Here is a 16,184-nt window from a genome sequence, read left to right as displayed (position 1 = left end):
CGGCAATCGCGTCGACGCGCAGGCCGCCGACCCGCTCCCTTACGACGCCACGGCCGTGTCGCGCCCGAAGGCCAGCGCCGCGAGTTCCTCGTCCGATGCGGGCAGCACCGGCGGCACCAGCGCGTCCTGCAGGAACAGCCGCAATGCGGTCCATCCCGAGCCGTCGGCCTTGCGCGCCTGGCGCCAGGCGGCCGCCTCGAGCAGCAGCACCGATTGGTAGGTGCGCGCCATGCCCCAGGCCAGGCGCCGGCCGTCGCTCTCCTGCGCGCGCAGCATCAGCTCCGCGAGCGTGCGCCGCGCATGCACGATGGCATCGGGTGCGCGCGTGCCATGGCCCGCGAGCGTCGAGAGCCGCCCGTCGATGTCGGCGAGAAAGGCCTCGCCCGCCTCGGGCGCGCGCAGCGCCCGCAGCACGTCGTGCGCGAGCACCGAGGTCGTGCCCTCCCAGATGCAATGCACATGGAGGTTGCGCAGCACGCGCGGGATGCCCGTGTCCTCCACATAGCCCGCGCCGCCGAAGCTCTCGACCAGCTCGCTCGCGGCCCAGATGCTCTGGCGCGCGCAGGCCAGCTTGGTCAGCGGCGCCAGCAGGCGCGCCAGTCCGGGCGCGCCGGTGCCGCGCTCGTGGCGATTGAGCGCAAGCGCGGTTTCGAAGTTGAGCGCGAGCATCGCCTCGTACTCGGCCGTGATGCGCGCGATCCACTGCGCATGCAGCGGCTTCTCGGTGAGCAGTTGGCCGAATACGCGGCGGCGGGTCGCGTAGTCGCGCGCCAGCATCAGCAGATGGCCCACGCCCGCCGGGCCGCCCCACGAGGCCCACAGCCGCGCGACGTTGAGCAGGTCCCCGATCTTCGCGACGCCGCGATCGATGCCGCCGACCGGCACCGCGACCGTGCCTTCGAGCTCGAGCTCCGCGGTCGGCAGGGCACGCGTGCCGAGCTTGTCCTTCAGGCGCCGCACGGCGATGTGGTTCCAGCTGCCGTCGGGGCGGCGCAGCTCGACCAGGAACAGCGACAGCCCGCGGCTGCCCGGTACCGCGTCCTCGGGCCGCGCGAGCGCGAGCGCCATCTGCGAGGTGGTGGCCGAGGTGAACCACTTGGTGCCGTGCAGCGACCAGGTGCCGTCGCCGCGCGGACGCGCGACGGTCGAGGTCTGGCCGACATCGGAGCCGCCCTCCTTCTCGGTCATCCACTGGCCCGAGGTCCAGCCGCCCTGCCGCGCCGTGAGCTTCGGCTTGTAGCGCGCGGCCAGTGCCTCGTCGTGCAGCGTGAGCAGGCGCGCGGCGCCATCGGTCATCACCAGCGGACACGAGGCCACCGCGCCCGCGCCGTCGTACAGGTTCACGAGGCCGGCCTGCACCACGCGCGTGAATTCGCCATAGGGGTTCTCGTAGGGCAGCGCGACCAGGCCCTCCTCGAGGCCGATGTCGACCAGGCGATGCCAGGCCGGATCGACCTCGATGCGGTCGACGCGCCGGCCCCAGGCATCGAAGGGCTCGTGGCGCGGCACGTTGTGCTCGGCCGTCGCGGCCAGCGCGGGAATCTCCCGCATCGCGCGCTCGCCCATGCGCTGGAACAGCGGGCTCGCGTCGGCGAAGACCTCGGTGGGCAGCAGGCGTTCGAGCGTGTGGTGCAGGGTGCGGTCGCTCGCGAAGCGGTTCGACAGCTCGGGATGGGGCTGGATGAAGTCGGTCATGGAGTCTCCTTTGCCGAAGGCGGAGCGGGCGCATTCGCGCCCTGCCCTTTCTTCGCGGGGGCGGCGCGCGAGGTGTGGTCGAGCACCGCGGCCAGGCACAGCGCGACGATGTCTTCCACCACGCGCTGCGCCGCGCGCTTGGACAGCACGCCGAGCGCGAGCGGGCCGATCATGGCTTCGGCCAGCGCGCCAACGATCGCCGCGGCGCTGGTGTGCGCGTTCTGCGCGCGGAACTCGCGGCTGTCGATGCCGTCCTCGATCACGGTCACGAAGATCGCGCGATAGGGTTCGCGAAAGCGCAGCCGGTCCTCGTCGATCTGCGGCGCCACCGGCTCGGCCAGCAAGGCCCACGCGAGCTTGGGCCGCTTGAGCGCGCGGTGCGCGAAGGTGCGGATGATCGCGGCCAGCCGCTCGCCGGCGCCGCTCTCGGAGGCGGCCGCGGCGGCGCAGGCGTCGATCTCGCGCTGCGAGGCCTGGCGGAAGACCTCGTCGAACAGGTCGGTCTTCGACGGGAAGTACTGGTAGAGCAGGCCGGTCGAGACCTCGGCCGTGGCCGCGACCATCGGCATGGTGGTGCCGCCGTAGCCGTGGGTGGCCACGAGTTCGAGCGCGGCCAGCACGATGCGCTCGCGCGTGAGCGTCATGCGCTCTTCGACTTTCGATGTGCGTCGGTAGGTCACGCGAAGAATTGAATCACAGTTCATTTCTTATTGCAATTGCACTCCGGCTCCCTATACTTCGACGCCTCGGCCGCATCACAACGATCACGCCGCCGGCGGCCACGGCGTCCAGTTCAACCACCAAGGAAGCTTCTCCATGCGCAGGTTCGACGACTCCTCTTTCGGTCATGGCTGGTTCCAGGCTGCCTACAGCGAAGACCTTCGCAAGGGCGAGGTGCAGCCCCTCACGGCCATGGGCCGCGAGTTCGTGCTGTGGCGCGACATGGAGGGCCAGGCCCATGCGATGGATGCGCACTGCCCGCACCTCGGCACCCATCTCGGCCATGGCGGCCGCGTCTGCGGCACCTCGCTGCGCTGTCCGTTCCACGGCTGGCAGTTCGCAGGCGACGGCGCCTGCACCGACATTCCCTACAGTCCGAATCCGCGCCTAGAGATGCGGCACCTGAAGTCCTGGCCGCTGGTCGAGCGCAACGGGCTGGTGATGGTGTGGTGGCATCCGCGCGGCATCGCGCCCAGCTTCGAGGTGCCGGCGATGCCCGAGCATGGCGATGCGCAGTGGTCGCGCTACCGGCGCCAGCGCTGGGAGGTCGCGACGATCTGGCAGGAGGTGCAGGAGAACATCGTCGACACCACGCACTTCCACCACCTGCACGGCGTGGCCACGCTGGCGCGGCTCGACCGCTTCGAGCCCGCGGGGCCGGCGCTGCACGTGAACATCCTGCACGACTTCAACACGCCGCGCGGCCGGCTGCCGGGCTTCCTGCAGACCTCGCTGTACGGCCCCTACTTCGCGACGGTGCGCTTTCGCATCGCCGACCTGGCCGAGATCCTGTTCGTCGATTCGGTGGTGCCGATCGAGGCCGGCCGGGTTGCCGTGAGCTTCAGCCTGATGGCCCGGCTGCAGGGTATCGCCTCGCCCGACATGAGCCTCGCGCTGATCGACGAGGCGATCCACCAGGTGAGCCAGGACGTGCCGATCTGGGAGCACAAGATGCGCTGGAAGCGCCCCAGCCTCGCCGAGGGAGACGGACCCATCATGCGCTTCCGCCATTGGGCCGAGCAGTTCGAGACCGAGGACGAAGTCCCGGCCCCCGCGCCCCTGCGCCGCATCGAGATCGCCGCCCATGCATGAGCTCGCCGCCACCGATGCCGTCTTCGTGCGCGAGGACGCGAACACCTGGCGCGCCAGCGAGCTCGCGCGCGGTCCCTGGGATCCGCGCGCGCAGCATGGCGGTGCGCCCTGCGGCCTGCTCGCGCACATCGCCGAGTCGGCCGTGGAGGGCGAAGGCTGGCAGCTCGCGCGGCTCACGGTCGAGCTGATCCGGCCGGTGCCGGTCGACCTGCTGTCGTCCGCCGTCACGACCGAGGCGGGCCGCACCACCGCGCGCGTGGAGATCTCGTTGCTGGCCCAAGGCAAGCCGGTGGCGAAGGCGCATGCGCTGCTGGTGCGCACGCAGCCCGTGGTGCCGCCCGAAGAAGCGCTGCAAAGGCCGCTGGCCCCTGCCCTGTCGATGCCGGCACCATCGGACTGCACGGCACCGCTGCGCATCCCGGGCCTGCCCGACGTGCGCTCGTTCTATTACACGGCGACCGAAAGCCGCGTGGCGGCCGGCGATGCCGCGGCACCGGGACCGGCGGCTGCTTGGTTTCGGCTGCGCGTGCCGCTGGTCGCGGGCGCGGCCAATTCGCCCGCGATGCGCGCCGCCGCCGCGGCCGACTTCGGCAATGGCCTGAGCTGGGTGCTGCCGGTCGAGCGCTTCAACTTCGCCAACGCCGACCTCTCGCTGCAGCTCGCGCGGCAGCCGGTGGGCGACTGGATCGGCCTCGATGCCGTGACCACGGTCGCGCCCGACGGCAGCGGCTGCACCTTCAGCCAGCTGCACGACGAGCGCGGCCGCTTCGGCTTCGCGACGCAGACGCTGCTCGTCTTCGCGCGCTAGCGTTTCAGCTCAGGCGCTCGTCAGCCCGCGCGACACCGGCAGCTTGCGCACGCGCTTGCCGGTCACCGCGAAGATCGCGTTGGTGATCGCGGGCGCGATGCCCGAGGTGCCGGGCTCGCCCATGCCGCCGGGCGCTTCGCCGCTGGCCACGATGTGGGTCTCGATCGCCGGCGTCTCGTTGATGCGCAGCGGCCGCACGTCGTGGAAGTTCGACTGCTCGATACGCCCGTCCTTCACCGTCGCCTCGCCCCACAGCGCGCCCGAGATGCCGAAGATCACGCCGCTCTGCACCTGGGCCTGCACCGTGTCGGGGTTGACGACCACGCCGGTGTCGAGCGCGCACACCACGCGCCTGACCACCGGCTCGCCGCCGTCCTTCGGCACCTCGACCTCGGCCACCAGCGCCATGAAGGTGCCGAACGCGAACTGCAGCGACACGCCGCGCCCGCGCTGCGGCGGCAGCGGCGTGCCCCAGCCGGCCTTCTGCGCCGCGAGCTCGAGCACGGCCTTGGCGCGCGGGTTGGCACCCAGCAGCGCGCGCCGGTAGTCCACCGGATCGGCCTTGGCCGCATGCGCGAGTTCGTCGATGAAGCTCTCGACCACGAACACGTTGTGCGTCGGTCCCACGCCGCGCCAGAACGCGGTGGGCACCGGCGGCTCGTGGTTCACGTACTCGATGCGGATGTTCGGCAGCGCATAGGGCGGCTTCTCGGCGCCGTCGATGGTCTCGGGATCGAAGCCGTTGTTGTAGGCCGGCGGCAGCCAGCGCTTGAGGATCGACGAGCCCGTGATGCGATGGCGCCAGGCCACCGGCAGGCCCTGCGCATCGAGGCCCGCGCTCACGCGGTCGTAGAAGTACGGCCGGTACATGTCGTGCTGCGTGTCCTCCTCGCGCGTCCACACCACCTTGACCGGGCCGTCGACCTGCTTCGCGATCTGCACCGCGCGCGTGATGCTGTCGACCTCGAGCCGGCGGCCGAAACCGCCGCCCAGCAGGTGGTTGTGCACCGTGACCTTCTCCACCGGCAGGCCCGATGCGGCTGCCGCCGCGGCACGCGCGCGCGTGATCACCTGCGTGCCGACCCACACCTCGCAGCCGTCGGGCCGCACATGCACCGTGCAGTTCAGCGGCTCCATCGCCGCATGGACCAGGAACGGCACCTCGTACACGGCCTCGAGGCGCTGCGCCGCGCCGGTCATCGCCGCCGCGTTGTCGCCCTCGTTGCGCGCCACCGCGCCGGTCTGCAGCGAGGCCTGCTTCATCGATTCGACGATCGCCGCCGAATCGACGCCCGCGTTGGCGCCGCCGTCCCATTCGATCGCGAGCGCCGCCAGGCCCTTCTTCGCCGCGCCCATGTGGTCGGCCACCACCGCCACGCAGTCGTCGAGCCGCACGATCTGGCGCACGCCGCGCACGGCCTTCGCCTTGCTGTCGTCCACGCTGCGCAGGCGGCCGCCGAACACCGGCGACTGCGCGAGCGTGGCGACCTTCATGCCCGGCACCTTGGCATCGATGCCGTAGAGCGCGCTGCCGTCGACCTTGGCCGGCGAGTCGAGCCGCTTCGCGGGCGTGCCGATCAGCCGGAAATCGGCCGGTGCCTTGAGCGCCACCTTCTCGGGCAGCGGCAGCTTCGCGGCATCGGCGACCAGCGCGCCGTACTTCAGGCGCCGGCCGCTGGCCGCGTGCACGACCTCGCCGCGGGCCGCCTTGCAGCTGTCGGGCGACACCTTCCAGCGCTGCGCCGCGGCCTGCACGAGCACCGTGCGCGCGGTGGCGCCGGCACGCCGCAGCGGCTCGTAGGCGGCGCGGATGGTGGTCGAGCCGCCGGTCACCTGGAAGCCCAGCAGGGGGTTGCCATAGAGCTTGTCGTCGGGCGGCGCATGCTCGACGCGCACCGCGGCCATGTCGACCTCCAGCTCCTCGGCGATCAGCATCGGCACGCTGGTGTAGGTGCCCTGCCCCATCTCGATGTAGCCCATGGTCACGGTCACGCGGCCATCGGGTGCGATCTTCACGAAGGCATTGGGTGTCCAGGGCGGGGTTCCCGCCGAGGCTCCTGCGGCCTCTGCCGCATCGGGCACGGCGCCCAGGCCCACGCCGATCAGCAGGCCGCCGCCGAGCGCGGCGCCGATGCTCAGGAAGCCGCGGCGCGACAGCGCGGGCGAATCCACCGGCGCGTGTTCCGTCAGTCGATCGATCAGCATCTCAGGCCACCGCCTTTCCGGAGAGCGCGCGTGCCGCTTCCTTGATGCCCGTGCGGATGCGCACATAGGTGCCGCATCGACAGACGTTGCCGCTCATCGCGGCATCGATCTCCTCGTCGCTCGGCGCCGTGTTCTTGCTCAGCAGCGCGGTGGCCGACATCAGCTGGCCCGATTGGCAGTAGCCGCACTGGACCACGTCGAGGTCGAGCCAGGCCTTCTGCAGCGCGCGGCCCACGCGCGTGGCGGCGAGCGACTCGATGGTGCTCACGTTCGCCTTGCCCACCGATTCCACGGTCGTGAGGCAGGCCCGCGTGGGCGCGCCGTCGACATGGATGGTGCAGGCGCCGCACAGGCCCATGCCGCAGCCGAACTTGGTACCGGTCATGCCGAGCACGTCGCGCAAGGCCCAGAGCACCGGCGTGTCGCCGTCGACGTCGAGCGGGCGTTCGATTCCATTGACTTTCATGTTGTTCGTGTCCTTGTCGTGGGGTGGTTCGCTGCCCTCGCAACGCACCCGGCGGTGCGGCACGCAGGCAGGCCGACCGGAGGATGTCACGCCGCGGGAATTCCTGCAGGACGCGCAAGCCTCCTTTCGGGACATCGTGCGTAGGCGATGTCCGGCCGCACGATGCGCGGCGCGGCCGTTCCCGGGCGCCGATCGGGCGTCGACCATGCACGGGCCCCCAGGAAAGGATCACCATGTTCGACCACATCGGCTTCAGGGTGCGCGACCTGCGCGCCGCGCGCCGCTTCTACGACGCGGTCGCGGGCGCGCTCGGCCTGCGGACCATCGACAACAGCGCCCATTCGTTCCTGCTCGTGCGCAGCACCGAGCAGACGGTGCCCTTCGTCTGGATCGGCACCGACCAGCCGGCCTTCTGGAACGGCGCGCACCAGGTGTCGGCCAGCCCGATCCACCTTGCGTTCTCGGCGAAGACGCCGCAGGAAGTCGATGCCTTCCACCGCGCGGCACTGCAGGCCGGCGGCATCGACAACGGTTTCCCCGGCCCGCGCGGGCCGGCCGAGATGCACTACTACGGCGCCTACGTGCTCGACCCCGACGGCAACAACGTCGAGGCCGGCTGCCGCGGCGCGGGCTGATGCGGCCCGCTCAGGCCGCGACCGCGCCGGCGTACATGTAGCGCCGCGACCAGGGCAGCGTCTTCGCGGCGCGGCCGGCCTTGCGGCCCACGATCTGGTAGATCGCCACGTCGTCGTTCTCGAACGCATAGGCGCAGCCCGCGAGGTACACGCGCCAGATGCGGAACTTCTCCTCGTCGACCATGGCGCGCACCTGCTCGGTGTGCGCCTCGTAGGCGTCGCTCCACAGCCGCAGCGTGCGCGCGTAGTGGCGGCGCAGGTTCTCGATGTCGAAGGCCTCGAGGCCGCCCTGCTGCATGGCTTGCAGCGCCAGGCCGATGTGCGGCAGCTCGCCGTTCGGGAACACGTAGCGGTCGATGAAGTCGCCGCCGCCGTACGAGACGCCGCCGCCCTCGGGGTCGGACGAGGTGATGCCGTGGTTCATCACCACGCCGTCATCGGCCAGCAGCTCGCGCACGCGCTGGAAGTACTCGGGCAGGTTCTTGCGGCCCACGTGCTCGAACATGCCGACGCTGGTGATGCGGTCGAACTGCCCGCCCACGTCGCGGTAGTCCTGCAGCCGGATCTCGATGCGGTCGGCCAGGCCCGCGGCCTGCACGCGCTCGGTCGCGAGGTCGAACTGGTTCTGCGACAGGGTCACGCCCACGCAGCGCGCGCCGAACTTCTGCGCCGCGCGGATCACGAGCGCGCCCCAGCCGCAGCCGATATCGAGCAGGGTCTGGCCCGGCTGCAGCTGGATCTTTGCGAGGATGTGGTCGATCTTCTTGAGCTGCGCCGTCTCGAGGTCCTCGTCGCCGTTCTCGAAGTAGGCGCACGAATAGACCATGTTCGGGTCGAGCCACAGTTGGTAGAAGGCGTTCGAGACGTCGTAGTGGTACTGGATCGACTTGCGATCCGACGCCTTGGTGTGCGTGAAGTAGCGCGCCATGCTCTTGAGCGCGCTGGCACCGGCGCCGGTGCTGCTGTCGAGCGAGCTCTTCGCGAGCGCGTAGGCGATGTCGATGATGTCGGTGAGCTTGCCCTCGATGTCGATCTTGCTCTGCACGTAGGCCTCGCCGAGGTTGGCCAGCGTCGGCTCGAGCATCAGCGACAGCGCCGAGGGCGACTTCACGTGCAGGGTGACGGCGGGGCCGCTGAAGTCGCCGAAGTCGTACGACTTGCCGTCCCACAAGGTCAGCCGCGCGGGCAGATTGGCACGTGCGCGGACGGCCGCGCTCCACTGTTCGACCTTCTTTTCCCAAAGCATGCATTTCTCCGTGTTGGTGTTGCTTGCGATTCGGGAAAGCACGATAGCGAGATTCCTTCGAATGTGCAGGGACATGCCGCGCTCGACCTGATGGCGACACGACTTAGCGTTGGAATCTGACGGGAAGCCGTGGGTCCGGCGGCAACGTGCGGGAAAACTACAGTATTCAGAAATCTGACAATCTGTAATACAAATGCACTATTTACAAAGAATAATTGCGGAAATCGTAACGAAGCTGCGTACAGGCCACAGAGCCTCGGCTAGGGAAAAAGCTCGGATGCAAACCAACCTCCAATCCCAATGCAGATGGCTATTTCGTCTTCCAAGTGTTCCTGCGGGCTCGCCCATCTCGAACGCATACCGCGTCGCGCCTGGATGCGCTGGCTCCCGTGGCTGCGCCACTACCAGTGCACGCTGTGCGGCGGCAGGCGCATGGCCTCTGAAAACTCGGTGAACTCCGCCGTGGCTGCCCGTGCGAGCCGCGAAGCCGTCGAGCGACGGTAATCGGCCGGCCCTGACCATCGCCTGAATGGGCGCGCCCGCGGGGCGCGCACTTCTTCACCCGGCCCTCGCGCCGGGGATCTTCGAAACTCTCTCGACCGCCGAGAGAAGCTCAGTCGTACCGCACGGTCACGAGCGCGACGGCGGCCGCCTGCGCCGCCATCGACAACACCCCACCGTCCTGCCCGATCGACCGCTCGCTGCTTGGCGCGAGCGGCGTCGTGCGCCCCCGCGCGTCGATGAACGCGATGGCCAGCGGCTGTTCGCCGAGCGTATCGACCCGCACGCTGGCGCTGGGCGGATCGATCTCCTGGCGCAGGAAACGGATCTCCGTGGCGTGGCTCGTCACGCGGTGAACGAGCGCGCCCGGCCTCGCGTCGACGCGCATCTCGTAAGGTGCGCCGACGATCGCGCCGGTGAAGTGGATGGTCCCGTCGGCGGCCTGGGCCGCCAGCGGCAGAAGGCACAGGGCAAGCATTGCCGGACGTGCCAGGTTTCGAAGCGTCGACACGTGATGGTTCACGCTGGCTCCCTTCTCGCTGCTCAGTTGGCTCCCTTATTTCTGAACAGAATGAAACCATTCTTTACAAGTGAATGCAAGCAATTGTTTCCGTCCTGACGAGGGGTTGTCAGCCGATCCGGGGCGATGTAATGGGCTGTCACCACGCTGTCGCGCCAGCGTGCCTCGCGCGGCGGTGTCCGCGATCAGGAATGCGGGACCGGCTCGGGCGGCGCGTCGCTGGCCTCGATGAACAGCCGCTTGATCATCGGAAAGCGCGCACGCACCTGCCGCTCGATCGCGGCGATGGCCGCGGCGGCTTCGCCGGTGTCGGTGTCGTCCTTGAAATTGACATCGACGATCGCGAGCACCTGGTCGGGTCCGATGTACATCGACAGCACCCGGCCCACCTCCTCCACGCTGGGCTGGGCCATCGCCAGCTCGCGGATCGCGCGTGCCGTCTCGGGCCGCACGCCCTCCCCGATCAGCAGGCCGCGCGACTGGGCGATCAGGAGCAGCGCCACGCCCGCGAGCAGCAGGCCGATCACCATCGAGGCCGCGCCGTCGAACACCGGCATGTCGAAGCGGTGCCCGAGGTAGATGCCCAGCGCCGCCACCGCGAGGCCGGCCAGCGCGGCCGAGTCCTCGGCCAGCACGGTGTAGGTGGTCGGGTCCTTGCTGCGGTCGAGCGCCTGCCAGAACGGCGTGCCGCCGGCCTGGGCGCGGAACTGCCGCAGCGCGATCAGGAAGCTCGTGCCCTCGAACACCGCCGCGGCCGCGAGCACCACGTAGTTCCAGGTCGGATCGCGCAGCGGCTCGGGATGGCGGATGTGCTCGATGCCTTCATAGAAGGACACGCCGCCGCCGAGCCCGAAGATCAGCACCGCGACGATCAGGCTCCAGAAGTAGAGCTCCTTGCCGTGGCCGAACGGATGCTCCACGCTCGCCGGGCGCTTGCTCAGGCGCAGGCCGACCAGCAGCAATATGCCGTTGAAGGTGTCGACCGACGAATGGATGCCCTCGGACAGCATCGCCGAGCTGCCGGTGATGCCGGCCACGACGAACTTCGTGACCGCGATGGCGATGTTGGCGCCGATCGCGCCGTAGATGGCGATGCGGAATTCGGCCATGGCGGGGCTGGCCGGCCCCGGCTTCAGGGCAGGCCGAGATAGATGCGCAGGTCGTCCCGCTGGGTGCCGGCCGAGGCGACGGCGGTGCGAAGCCGCTCTTCCGACACGCCGAACCATTCGGTCCAGTAGTCGACTTCCTTGAGATCGGTCACGTCGATCCGGTCATCGTCCCTGGGGATGCGGATCTGAAGGTCTTCGGACATCGGGCGTTCTCCTGCGTTGAAGCCACGCAGTGTCGCGAGCGCGCGGCGCCACGAGGCCGGACGCGGACGACAGCGCGTGCAGGACGGCATCCATGCGCGCGGCGCAGGCAGGAAGCTCAGGCGGCCTCGCGCGATGCGGCCCCGAGCGCGTCGTTGCCCGCTTCCCCGAGCCAGCGCCGCTTGTCGCGCAGCGGCGGCGCGCCGAACATGCGGCCGTACTCGCGCGCGAACTGCGAGGGGCTTTCGTAGCCCACGTCGTGCGCCGCCGTCGCCACGTCGGCGCCGGTCAGCAGCATCAGCCGTCGGGCCTCCTGCAGGCGCAGCTGCTTCTGGTACTGCAGCGGGCTCATCGCGGTCACGGCCTTGAAGTGGTGGTGGAACGAGGACACGCTCATGTGCACCGCGCGCGCCATGTCCTCCACCTTCAGCGACTGCGCGAAGTTCACGCGCAGCGCGCTGATCGCCTTGGCCACGCGCTGGGTGTGGCTGTCCTGCAGCGCGATCTGCCGCAGCCGCGCGCCCTCGCCGTTCACCAGCAGCCGGTACATGATCTCGCGCTTGATCAGCGGCGCCATGATCGGCACGTCCTCGGGCGTTTCCAGCAGGCGCAGCAGCCGCAGCACCGGCTCGAGCACGGGCATCGCGATGCGGTTGACGTACATGCCGCGCGAGGCCGGTGCATTGGCCTTGGCCGGCAGCTGCTCGTTGCGGATCAGCTCGCCGATCTCGTCGACCGCGAGCTCGAGCCGCAGGCCCAGGTAGGGCTCCTGCTCGCTGGTCACGCGCACCTGGCCGCACACCGGCAGGTCGACCGAGGTCACCAGGTAGTGCATCGGGTCGTACACGTAGATGTCGTCGCCCACCATGATCCGCTTGGAACCCTGCGCGATCAGGCCCAGCGCCGGCGTCTGCATCGCGTGCTTGGGGCCGTCGGGCTTGCTGACGCAGTAGACGAACAGGCCGGGCACCGCGGTGTCGACGGAGCCGTCGCGGCCACCGGTCACCAGGTTGATCAGGCGCACCAGCTCCTTGCGGGCTTCGTCGAGTTCGGGTTCGAGCGGCAGCGGCGTGCCGATGGCGGAAAGGATGTCGGGGGTTTCGTCGGACATGTGGCGGGGTCCTTGTCACGGTGGAGAAACAAGCGGCTCGAAGCTTAAACCTGCCCTGGCGCCAGCGCGCGCCCGCGGCCACCGGTCTGGAGAATTAGGCAAGACCTTTGCAGGAACGCGCTGGCCCCGGGCAGGTGCCCGGCCGGATACTTTTCGCAGCCCTCCGGGCCTCCCAACGCAAAGGAATTCTTTCGATGCAATACCGCAAATTCGGCCGCACCGGCCTCTTCGTCTCCGAACTCTGCCTCGGCACCATGACCTTCGGCGGGTCTTCGGGCATCTGGGGCCAGATCGGCGATCTCCAGCAATCCGACGCCGAGGCGCTGGTCGGCCGCGCGCTCGACGCCGGCATCAACTTCATCGACACCGCCGACGTCTATTCCGAAGGCCAGTCGGAAGTCATCACCGGCCAGGCGCTCAAGAACCTCAAGGTGCCGCGCGACAAGGTGGTGGTGGCGACCAAGGTGCTCGGCGAGACCGGCAGCAAGGGCGTCAACTCGGCCGGCGCCTCGCGCTACCACATCATGGACGGCGTGAAGGCCAGCCTGCAGCGGCTGCAGCTCGACCACATCGACCTCTACCAGATCCACGGCTTCGACCCCGCCACGCGGATCGAGGAAACCGTGGAGGCGCTCGACACCCTGGTGCGCCACGGCCACGTGCGCTACGTCGGCGTGTCGAACTGGGCCGCCTGGCAGATCGTCAAGGCACTGGGCATCGCCGAGCGCAAGGGCCTGGCGCGCTTCGAATCGCTGCAGGCCTACTACACCATCGCGGGCCGCGACCTCGAGCGCGAACTGGTGCCGATGCTGCGCAGCGAGGAGGTCGGCCTGATGGTCTGGAGCCCGCTGGCCGGCGGCTTCCTCAGCGGCAAGTACAGCCGCGCGGGCGAGGCGCAGCAGGCCGAGCAGGGCAGCCGCCGCATCGCCTTCGACTTTCCGCCGGTCGACAAGGAACGCGCCTTCGACTGCATCGACGTCATGCGCGAGCTGGCCGAGGCACGCAAGGTCTCGGTGGCGCAGATCGCGCTGGCCTGGCTGCTGCACCAGCCGGTGGTGACCAGCGTGATCATCGGCGCCAAGCGCGTCGACCAGCTCGACGACAACATCGCCGCCACCGCCATCAAGCTCACTGCCGACGAGCTCGCGCGGCTCGACAAGGTCAGCGCGCTGCCGGCCGAGTACCCGGGCTGGATGCTCGAGCGCCAGGGCGGCGTGCGGCGCCAGCGCATGGCGGATTCGCTGCAGCGCGGCTGAGCCGCCACCAGGGCCGCCGCGCGGCGGCCCTGCCCTACTTCTTCGGCTGCACCTCGAAGGCCAGCAGCTGCGTGATCTGGCTCGCGGTGTTGAAGTTGTTGTCCGACACCAGCACCAGCGTGTCGTTGCCGTTGGGCAGCTTCGGTCCCCAGGTGATGCCCTCGATGTTGTCGAGCTTGGCCAGCCCCAGCGTGTTGAGGTCGAGCACCAGGCGCTTGCGCACCGGCTTGTAGTCGGCGCCCACGAGGCTGGCGAGGCCGCGCACGTCGGTGGCGCCCTCGGTCTCGATCTCGTAGAGGCGGATGTAGTTGCTGTAGTTGCCGTCGGCCGCCTGCACGCCCGCGCGCTCGATCACGAGGAACTGGTGGTCGTTGATCGCGAGCATCTCCGACACGCCGTTGTCGGCGTTCGGGCCCGTGGGCGCCTTGGGGATCGCATCGATCGGATAGGCCACCTGGCGCAGCACCGTGCCCGCGCGGTCGAACTGCGTGAAGCGCGAGACCGCGCCGCTCGTGGGCGTGGGCAAGGGGCCGTCCTCGTAGATCGGCGCTTCCATGCCGACCCACAGGCTCTTGCCATCGGCCGAGAAGCTCAGCGCCTCGTAGGTCGCGTTGTTGCGCGAGCCCTTCTCCTGCGTCGGCGACATCCTGAACATCGCGGGCGCCGGCAGGATCAGGTTGGCCACGCCATCGATCGCCATGCGCGCCACGAAGGGATCGAGGCCGCGTGCGCGGTCGCCCTCGCTGCCCCACCACAGGCCGCCACCCTGCGGATCGATGCGGAACGATTCGGGATCGGCCGCGATGCTGGGACTGCCGGAGACGTTGGAATAGACATTGCCGTTCATGTCCTTGAGCGCGATCGTCGAGCGGAAGCGCACCGAGGAGAAGCGCTGGCCGTCGTAGTCCAGCTCGGCCGTGTGGAAGCGCGACGAGACGCGGTCGTCGCTGAGGAAGTACCAGAGCCTGGTGGCCGGGTCGTAATCGACCGCCGAGAGCCCGCCGACCTGCACGCCGTCGATCTTCAGGTCGTTGGCCAGCACCTGTTCGCCGATCAGCCGCACGCTCTGCACGCTGCGCTCGGGTGCGGGCGCCGGCGCGGGTGGCGGCGCCGCGGGTGCGGGCGCCGGTGCCACCGGCAGGAACACGGCGCCGTCGCCACCCCCGCCGCAGGCGGTCAGGACCGTGGCCGCGCAGAGCGCCGCTGCCAGGAGACGAAGAGCGGCGGGCTTGAAGGGAGGAACGAAGGAAGGCATCGGGCGCTGCGCGAGTGGGCGAAGCGCCGGATGCTAGGGAGGGCAGATGACGGTTCGGTGAAGCCGCGCCGCCCGCGACGACGGGAGCGCCCCGCTCAGCCCGTGTTCCGGCGCACCAGCGCCGCGATGTATTCGCGCAGCGAGACGCGCCCGCGCTCGGGGTTCTCGACCTCGTACTTCTTCTCGAGCGTGACGCGCGTCATCGCCGCATACGAGGCCGCGCCCGCGTCCGAGAAACCCATCGCCTTGAACGCATGCTCCCACTGGCTGCGCGGCGTCTGGACCGCGCGTACCGGCTTGTTCAGCGCCAGCGCGAAGGCCTCGGCCACGTCCGCGCTGGTGTAGGCCTCGGGCCCTTCCACGTGGTGCGGGCCCGAGTCCTTGGCCGGCCCTTCCATCAGCCGGGCCGCGAACTGGCCCAGGTCGCGCGGCGCCACCATCGGCAGCGCGAAGTCGACCGGGTACATGGTGTGGACCACGCCCTGCTGCTGCGCGGTCTGCAGCGACAGGTCCCAGTTGCTCATGTAGTAGGCCGCGCGGATCACGGCGGTAGGAATGGGCTGGGCCGCGAGCGCCTGCTCCATCTCGTAGAGCACGCCGAGGTCGCCGATGCGCTCGCCGGGCTGCGCGCCGTAGGCCGACTCGGCCACGATCTTCTCGAGGTCGGCGCCCTCCACCGCGCGCAGGATGCTGCGCAGGCTGCGCCGTTCCTCGGCCGCGGTGTCGGTCGAGGGTGCCGCGGGCGGGTTCAGCAGGAACAGGCGCTGGCCGCCGGCCAGCACGCGCTGGAACGCGGCGACGTCGAACACGTCGACCACCGCGACCTTGGCGCCCTTCTTGCGCAGCGCCTCGGTCTTCGCGGCCTGGCGCGTGATGACGGTGACGGGCTGGCCCTTGGCCAGCAGGGCTTCGGCCAGGGCCGAGCCCACGTGGCCGGTGGCTCCGAGGATGATGTGCATGGGTGTCTCCGTGAGAGTGCGGGCGTTCAACCGCGCTGTTCGTTGCGCTTGCGCGTGGCCGCGGCCTTGCGCGCCGAGGCCGATCGCGCGGCCGCGGGCCGGCTCGCCGCCGCGGCACCGCCCTTGTGGCCGCCCTTGCGCGACGGCGCATGGTTCTCGGCCTTGCCGCGGCCCGAACCGCTCTTCTTGCCGCCGCCGGTCTCGGCATTGACGGTGGCCCAGGCACGGCGCTCGGCCTCGCCCTTGCCCACGCCGCGTTTCTCGTAGCCGTCCTCGATGTGTTCGGCCTTGCGTTTCTGCTTGTCCGTGTAGGACGACTTGTCGCCTCTTGGCATGGTCATCGCTCCTGTGTGGATGAAGATGAAAACCATGCTGCGCGCGCCGCGTGCACCCCGGGTAAGAAAA

General features: G+C 69.8%; 16 protein-coding genes. 4 read left to right on the top strand and 12 right to left on the bottom strand.

All coding sequences use genetic code 11. The annotated features are described in order from the left end of the window. Window positions 1-39 precede the first annotated feature (39 nt). On the bottom strand, window positions 40-1,695 hold the full coding sequence (locus AC07RM_RS14465; protein ID WP_495334999.1) for an acyl-CoA dehydrogenase family protein: 1,656 nt from the start codon (window positions 1,693-1,695) through the stop codon (window positions 40-42). Then, a complete protein-coding gene (locus AC07RM_RS14460) occupies window positions 1,692-2,339 on the bottom strand; it encodes a TetR/AcrR family transcriptional regulator (RefSeq protein WP_495334998.1) in 648 nt (215 codons plus the stop codon). Before AC07RM_RS14460 ends, AC07RM_RS14465 begins: the two co-directional genes overlap by 4 nt. Before the next feature lie 172 nt (window positions 2,340-2,511). Here AC07RM_RS14460 and AC07RM_RS14455 point away from each other — a divergent pair, with 172 nt between their 5' ends. Together AC07RM_RS14455 and AC07RM_RS14450 are read left to right on the top strand one after the other, a co-directional pair. Continuing rightward, window positions 2,512-3,507 carry a Rieske 2Fe-2S domain-containing protein gene (locus tag AC07RM_RS14455; protein WP_495334997.1) on the top strand — a complete coding sequence of 332 codons (996 nt, stop codon included), beginning with the start codon at window positions 2,512-2,514 and terminating at the stop codon, window positions 3,505-3,507. Then, window positions 3,500-4,315 carry a thioesterase family protein gene (locus tag AC07RM_RS14450; protein WP_495334996.1) on the top strand — a complete coding sequence of 272 codons (816 nt, stop codon included), beginning with the start codon at window positions 3,500-3,502 and terminating at the stop codon, window positions 4,313-4,315. The genes AC07RM_RS14455 and AC07RM_RS14450 overlap by 8 nt, the downstream gene beginning before the upstream one ends. A gap of 9 nt (window positions 4,316-4,324) precedes the next feature. On the opposite strand, the gene AC07RM_RS14445 is transcribed toward AC07RM_RS14450, so the two are convergent. Both AC07RM_RS14445 and AC07RM_RS14440 read right to left on the bottom strand, forming a co-directional pair. Then, window positions 4,325-6,520, bottom strand: a complete 2,196-nt coding sequence (locus tag AC07RM_RS14445) for a xanthine dehydrogenase family protein molybdopterin-binding subunit (protein WP_495334995.1) — start codon at window positions 6,518-6,520, stop codon at window positions 4,325-4,327. 1 nt (window position 6,521) lies between these two features. Continuing rightward, window positions 6,522-6,986: a (2Fe-2S)-binding protein gene (locus tag AC07RM_RS14440; RefSeq protein ID WP_093342451.1), complete on the bottom strand. Its 465-nt coding sequence runs from the start codon at window positions 6,984-6,986 to the stop codon at window positions 6,522-6,524. A 233-nt stretch (window positions 6,987-7,219) separates the two neighbouring features. On the opposite strand from AC07RM_RS14440, the gene AC07RM_RS14435 reads away from it, so the two are divergent. Continuing rightward, window positions 7,220-7,621 carry a VOC family protein gene (locus tag AC07RM_RS14435; protein ID WP_495334994.1) on the top strand — a complete coding sequence of 134 codons (402 nt, stop codon included), beginning with the start codon at window positions 7,220-7,222 and terminating at the stop codon, window positions 7,619-7,621. A gap of 10 nt (window positions 7,622-7,631) precedes the next feature. Here the strand turns inward: AC07RM_RS14435 and AC07RM_RS14430 are convergent, their stop codons facing one another. The 5 genes from AC07RM_RS14430 to AC07RM_RS14410 all read right to left on the bottom strand — a co-directional run bounded on the left by AC07RM_RS14430 (window position 7,632) and on the right by AC07RM_RS14410 (window position 12,309). Then, a complete protein-coding gene (locus AC07RM_RS14430) occupies window positions 7,632-8,867 on the bottom strand; it encodes a class I SAM-dependent methyltransferase (protein ID WP_495334993.1) in 1,236 nt (411 codons plus the stop codon). A gap of 613 nt (window positions 8,868-9,480) precedes the next feature. Next, window positions 9,481-9,891, bottom strand: coding sequence for a hypothetical protein (locus AC07RM_RS14425; protein ID WP_495334992.1), 411 nt, complete (start codon window positions 9,889-9,891; stop codon window positions 9,481-9,483). A gap of 182 nt (window positions 9,892-10,073) precedes the next feature. Continuing rightward, complete coding sequence (locus AC07RM_RS14420; protein ID WP_495334991.1) at window positions 10,074-10,997, bottom strand: cation diffusion facilitator family transporter; 924 nt, start codon at window positions 10,995-10,997, stop codon at window positions 10,074-10,076. A gap of 23 nt (window positions 10,998-11,020) precedes the next feature. Further along, window positions 11,021-11,200 (bottom strand): DUF3606 domain-containing protein, encoded by a 180-nt coding sequence (locus AC07RM_RS14415; RefSeq protein WP_093341927.1) that lies wholly within the window; start codon window positions 11,198-11,200, stop codon window positions 11,021-11,023. Between the two features lie 116 nt (window positions 11,201-11,316). Continuing rightward, window positions 11,317-12,309, bottom strand: a complete 993-nt coding sequence (locus AC07RM_RS14410; protein ID WP_093341925.1) for an AraC family transcriptional regulator — start codon at window positions 12,307-12,309, stop codon at window positions 11,317-11,319. A 194-nt stretch (window positions 12,310-12,503) separates the two neighbouring features. Here AC07RM_RS14410 and AC07RM_RS14405 point away from each other — a divergent pair, with 194 nt between their 5' ends. Further along, a complete protein-coding gene (locus tag AC07RM_RS14405; RefSeq protein ID WP_495334990.1) occupies window positions 12,504-13,565 on the top strand; it encodes an aldo/keto reductase in 1,062 nt (353 codons plus the stop codon). Window positions 13,566-13,599: 34 nt separating this feature from the next. Here the strand turns inward: AC07RM_RS14405 and AC07RM_RS14400 are convergent, their stop codons facing one another. From AC07RM_RS14400 to AC07RM_RS14390, 3 genes are all read right to left on the bottom strand, one after another. Continuing rightward, window positions 13,600-14,820 (bottom strand): esterase-like activity of phytase family protein, encoded by a 1,221-nt coding sequence (locus AC07RM_RS14400; protein WP_495334989.1) that lies wholly within the window; start codon window positions 14,818-14,820, stop codon window positions 13,600-13,602. A gap of 95 nt (window positions 14,821-14,915) precedes the next feature. Beyond that, on the bottom strand, window positions 14,916-15,779 hold the full coding sequence (locus tag AC07RM_RS14395; RefSeq protein ID WP_495334988.1) for an NmrA family NAD(P)-binding protein: 864 nt from the start codon (window positions 15,777-15,779) through the stop codon (window positions 14,916-14,918). A gap of 26 nt (window positions 15,780-15,805) precedes the next feature. Continuing rightward, complete coding sequence (locus AC07RM_RS14390; protein WP_093342450.1) at window positions 15,806-16,114, bottom strand: plasmid stabilization protein; 309 nt, start codon at window positions 16,112-16,114, stop codon at window positions 15,806-15,808. Window positions 16,115-16,184 lie beyond the last annotated feature (70 nt).

The organism is Variovorax sp. GW821-FHT09B05 (assembly GCF_059418265.1).
Note: the sequence above shows the minus strand (reverse complement) of the source record. Positions and strands in the feature narration are given on the sequence as shown.

Coding starts and splice junctions, on each gene's coding strand:
- AC07RM_RS14465 (WP_495334999.1), bottom strand. CDS start 1,695: ATGACCGACTTCATCCAGCCCCATCCCGAGCTGTCGAACCGCTTCGCG.
- AC07RM_RS14460 (WP_495334998.1), bottom strand. CDS start 2,339: ATGACGCTCACGCGCGAGCGCATCGTGCTGGCCGCGCTCGAACTCGTG.
- AC07RM_RS14455 (WP_495334997.1), top strand. CDS start 2,512: ATGCGCAGGTTCGACGACTCCTCTTTCGGTCATGGCTGGTTCCAGGCT.
- AC07RM_RS14450 (WP_495334996.1), top strand. CDS start 3,500: ATGCATGAGCTCGCCGCCACCGATGCCGTCTTCGTGCGCGAGGACGCG.
- AC07RM_RS14445 (WP_495334995.1), bottom strand. CDS start 6,520: ATGCTGATCGATCGACTGACGGAACACGCGCCGGTGGATTCGCCCGCG.
- AC07RM_RS14440 (WP_093342451.1), bottom strand. CDS start 6,986: ATGAAAGTCAATGGAATCGAACGCCCGCTCGACGTCGACGGCGACACG.
- AC07RM_RS14435 (WP_495334994.1), top strand. CDS start 7,220: ATGTTCGACCACATCGGCTTCAGGGTGCGCGACCTGCGCGCCGCGCGC.
- AC07RM_RS14430 (WP_495334993.1), bottom strand. CDS start 8,867: ATGCTTTGGGAAAAGAAGGTCGAACAGTGGAGCGCGGCCGTCCGCGCA.
- AC07RM_RS14420 (WP_495334991.1), bottom strand. CDS start 10,997: ATGGCCGAATTCCGCATCGCCATCTACGGCGCGATCGGCGCCAACATC.
- AC07RM_RS14415 (WP_093341927.1), bottom strand. CDS start 11,200: ATGTCCGAAGACCTTCAGATCCGCATCCCCAGGGACGATGACCGGATC.
- AC07RM_RS14410 (WP_093341925.1), bottom strand. CDS start 12,309: ATGTCCGACGAAACCCCCGACATCCTTTCCGCCATCGGCACGCCGCTG.
- AC07RM_RS14405 (WP_495334990.1), top strand. CDS start 12,504: ATGCAATACCGCAAATTCGGCCGCACCGGCCTCTTCGTCTCCGAACTC.
- AC07RM_RS14400 (WP_495334989.1), bottom strand. CDS start 14,820: ATGCCTTCCTTCGTTCCTCCCTTCAAGCCCGCCGCTCTTCGTCTCCTG.
- AC07RM_RS14395 (WP_495334988.1), bottom strand. CDS start 15,779: ATGCACATCATCCTCGGAGCCACCGGCCACGTGGGCTCGGCCCTGGCC.
- AC07RM_RS14390 (WP_093342450.1), bottom strand. CDS start 16,114: ATGCCAAGAGGCGACAAGTCGTCCTACACGGACAAGCAGAAACGCAAG.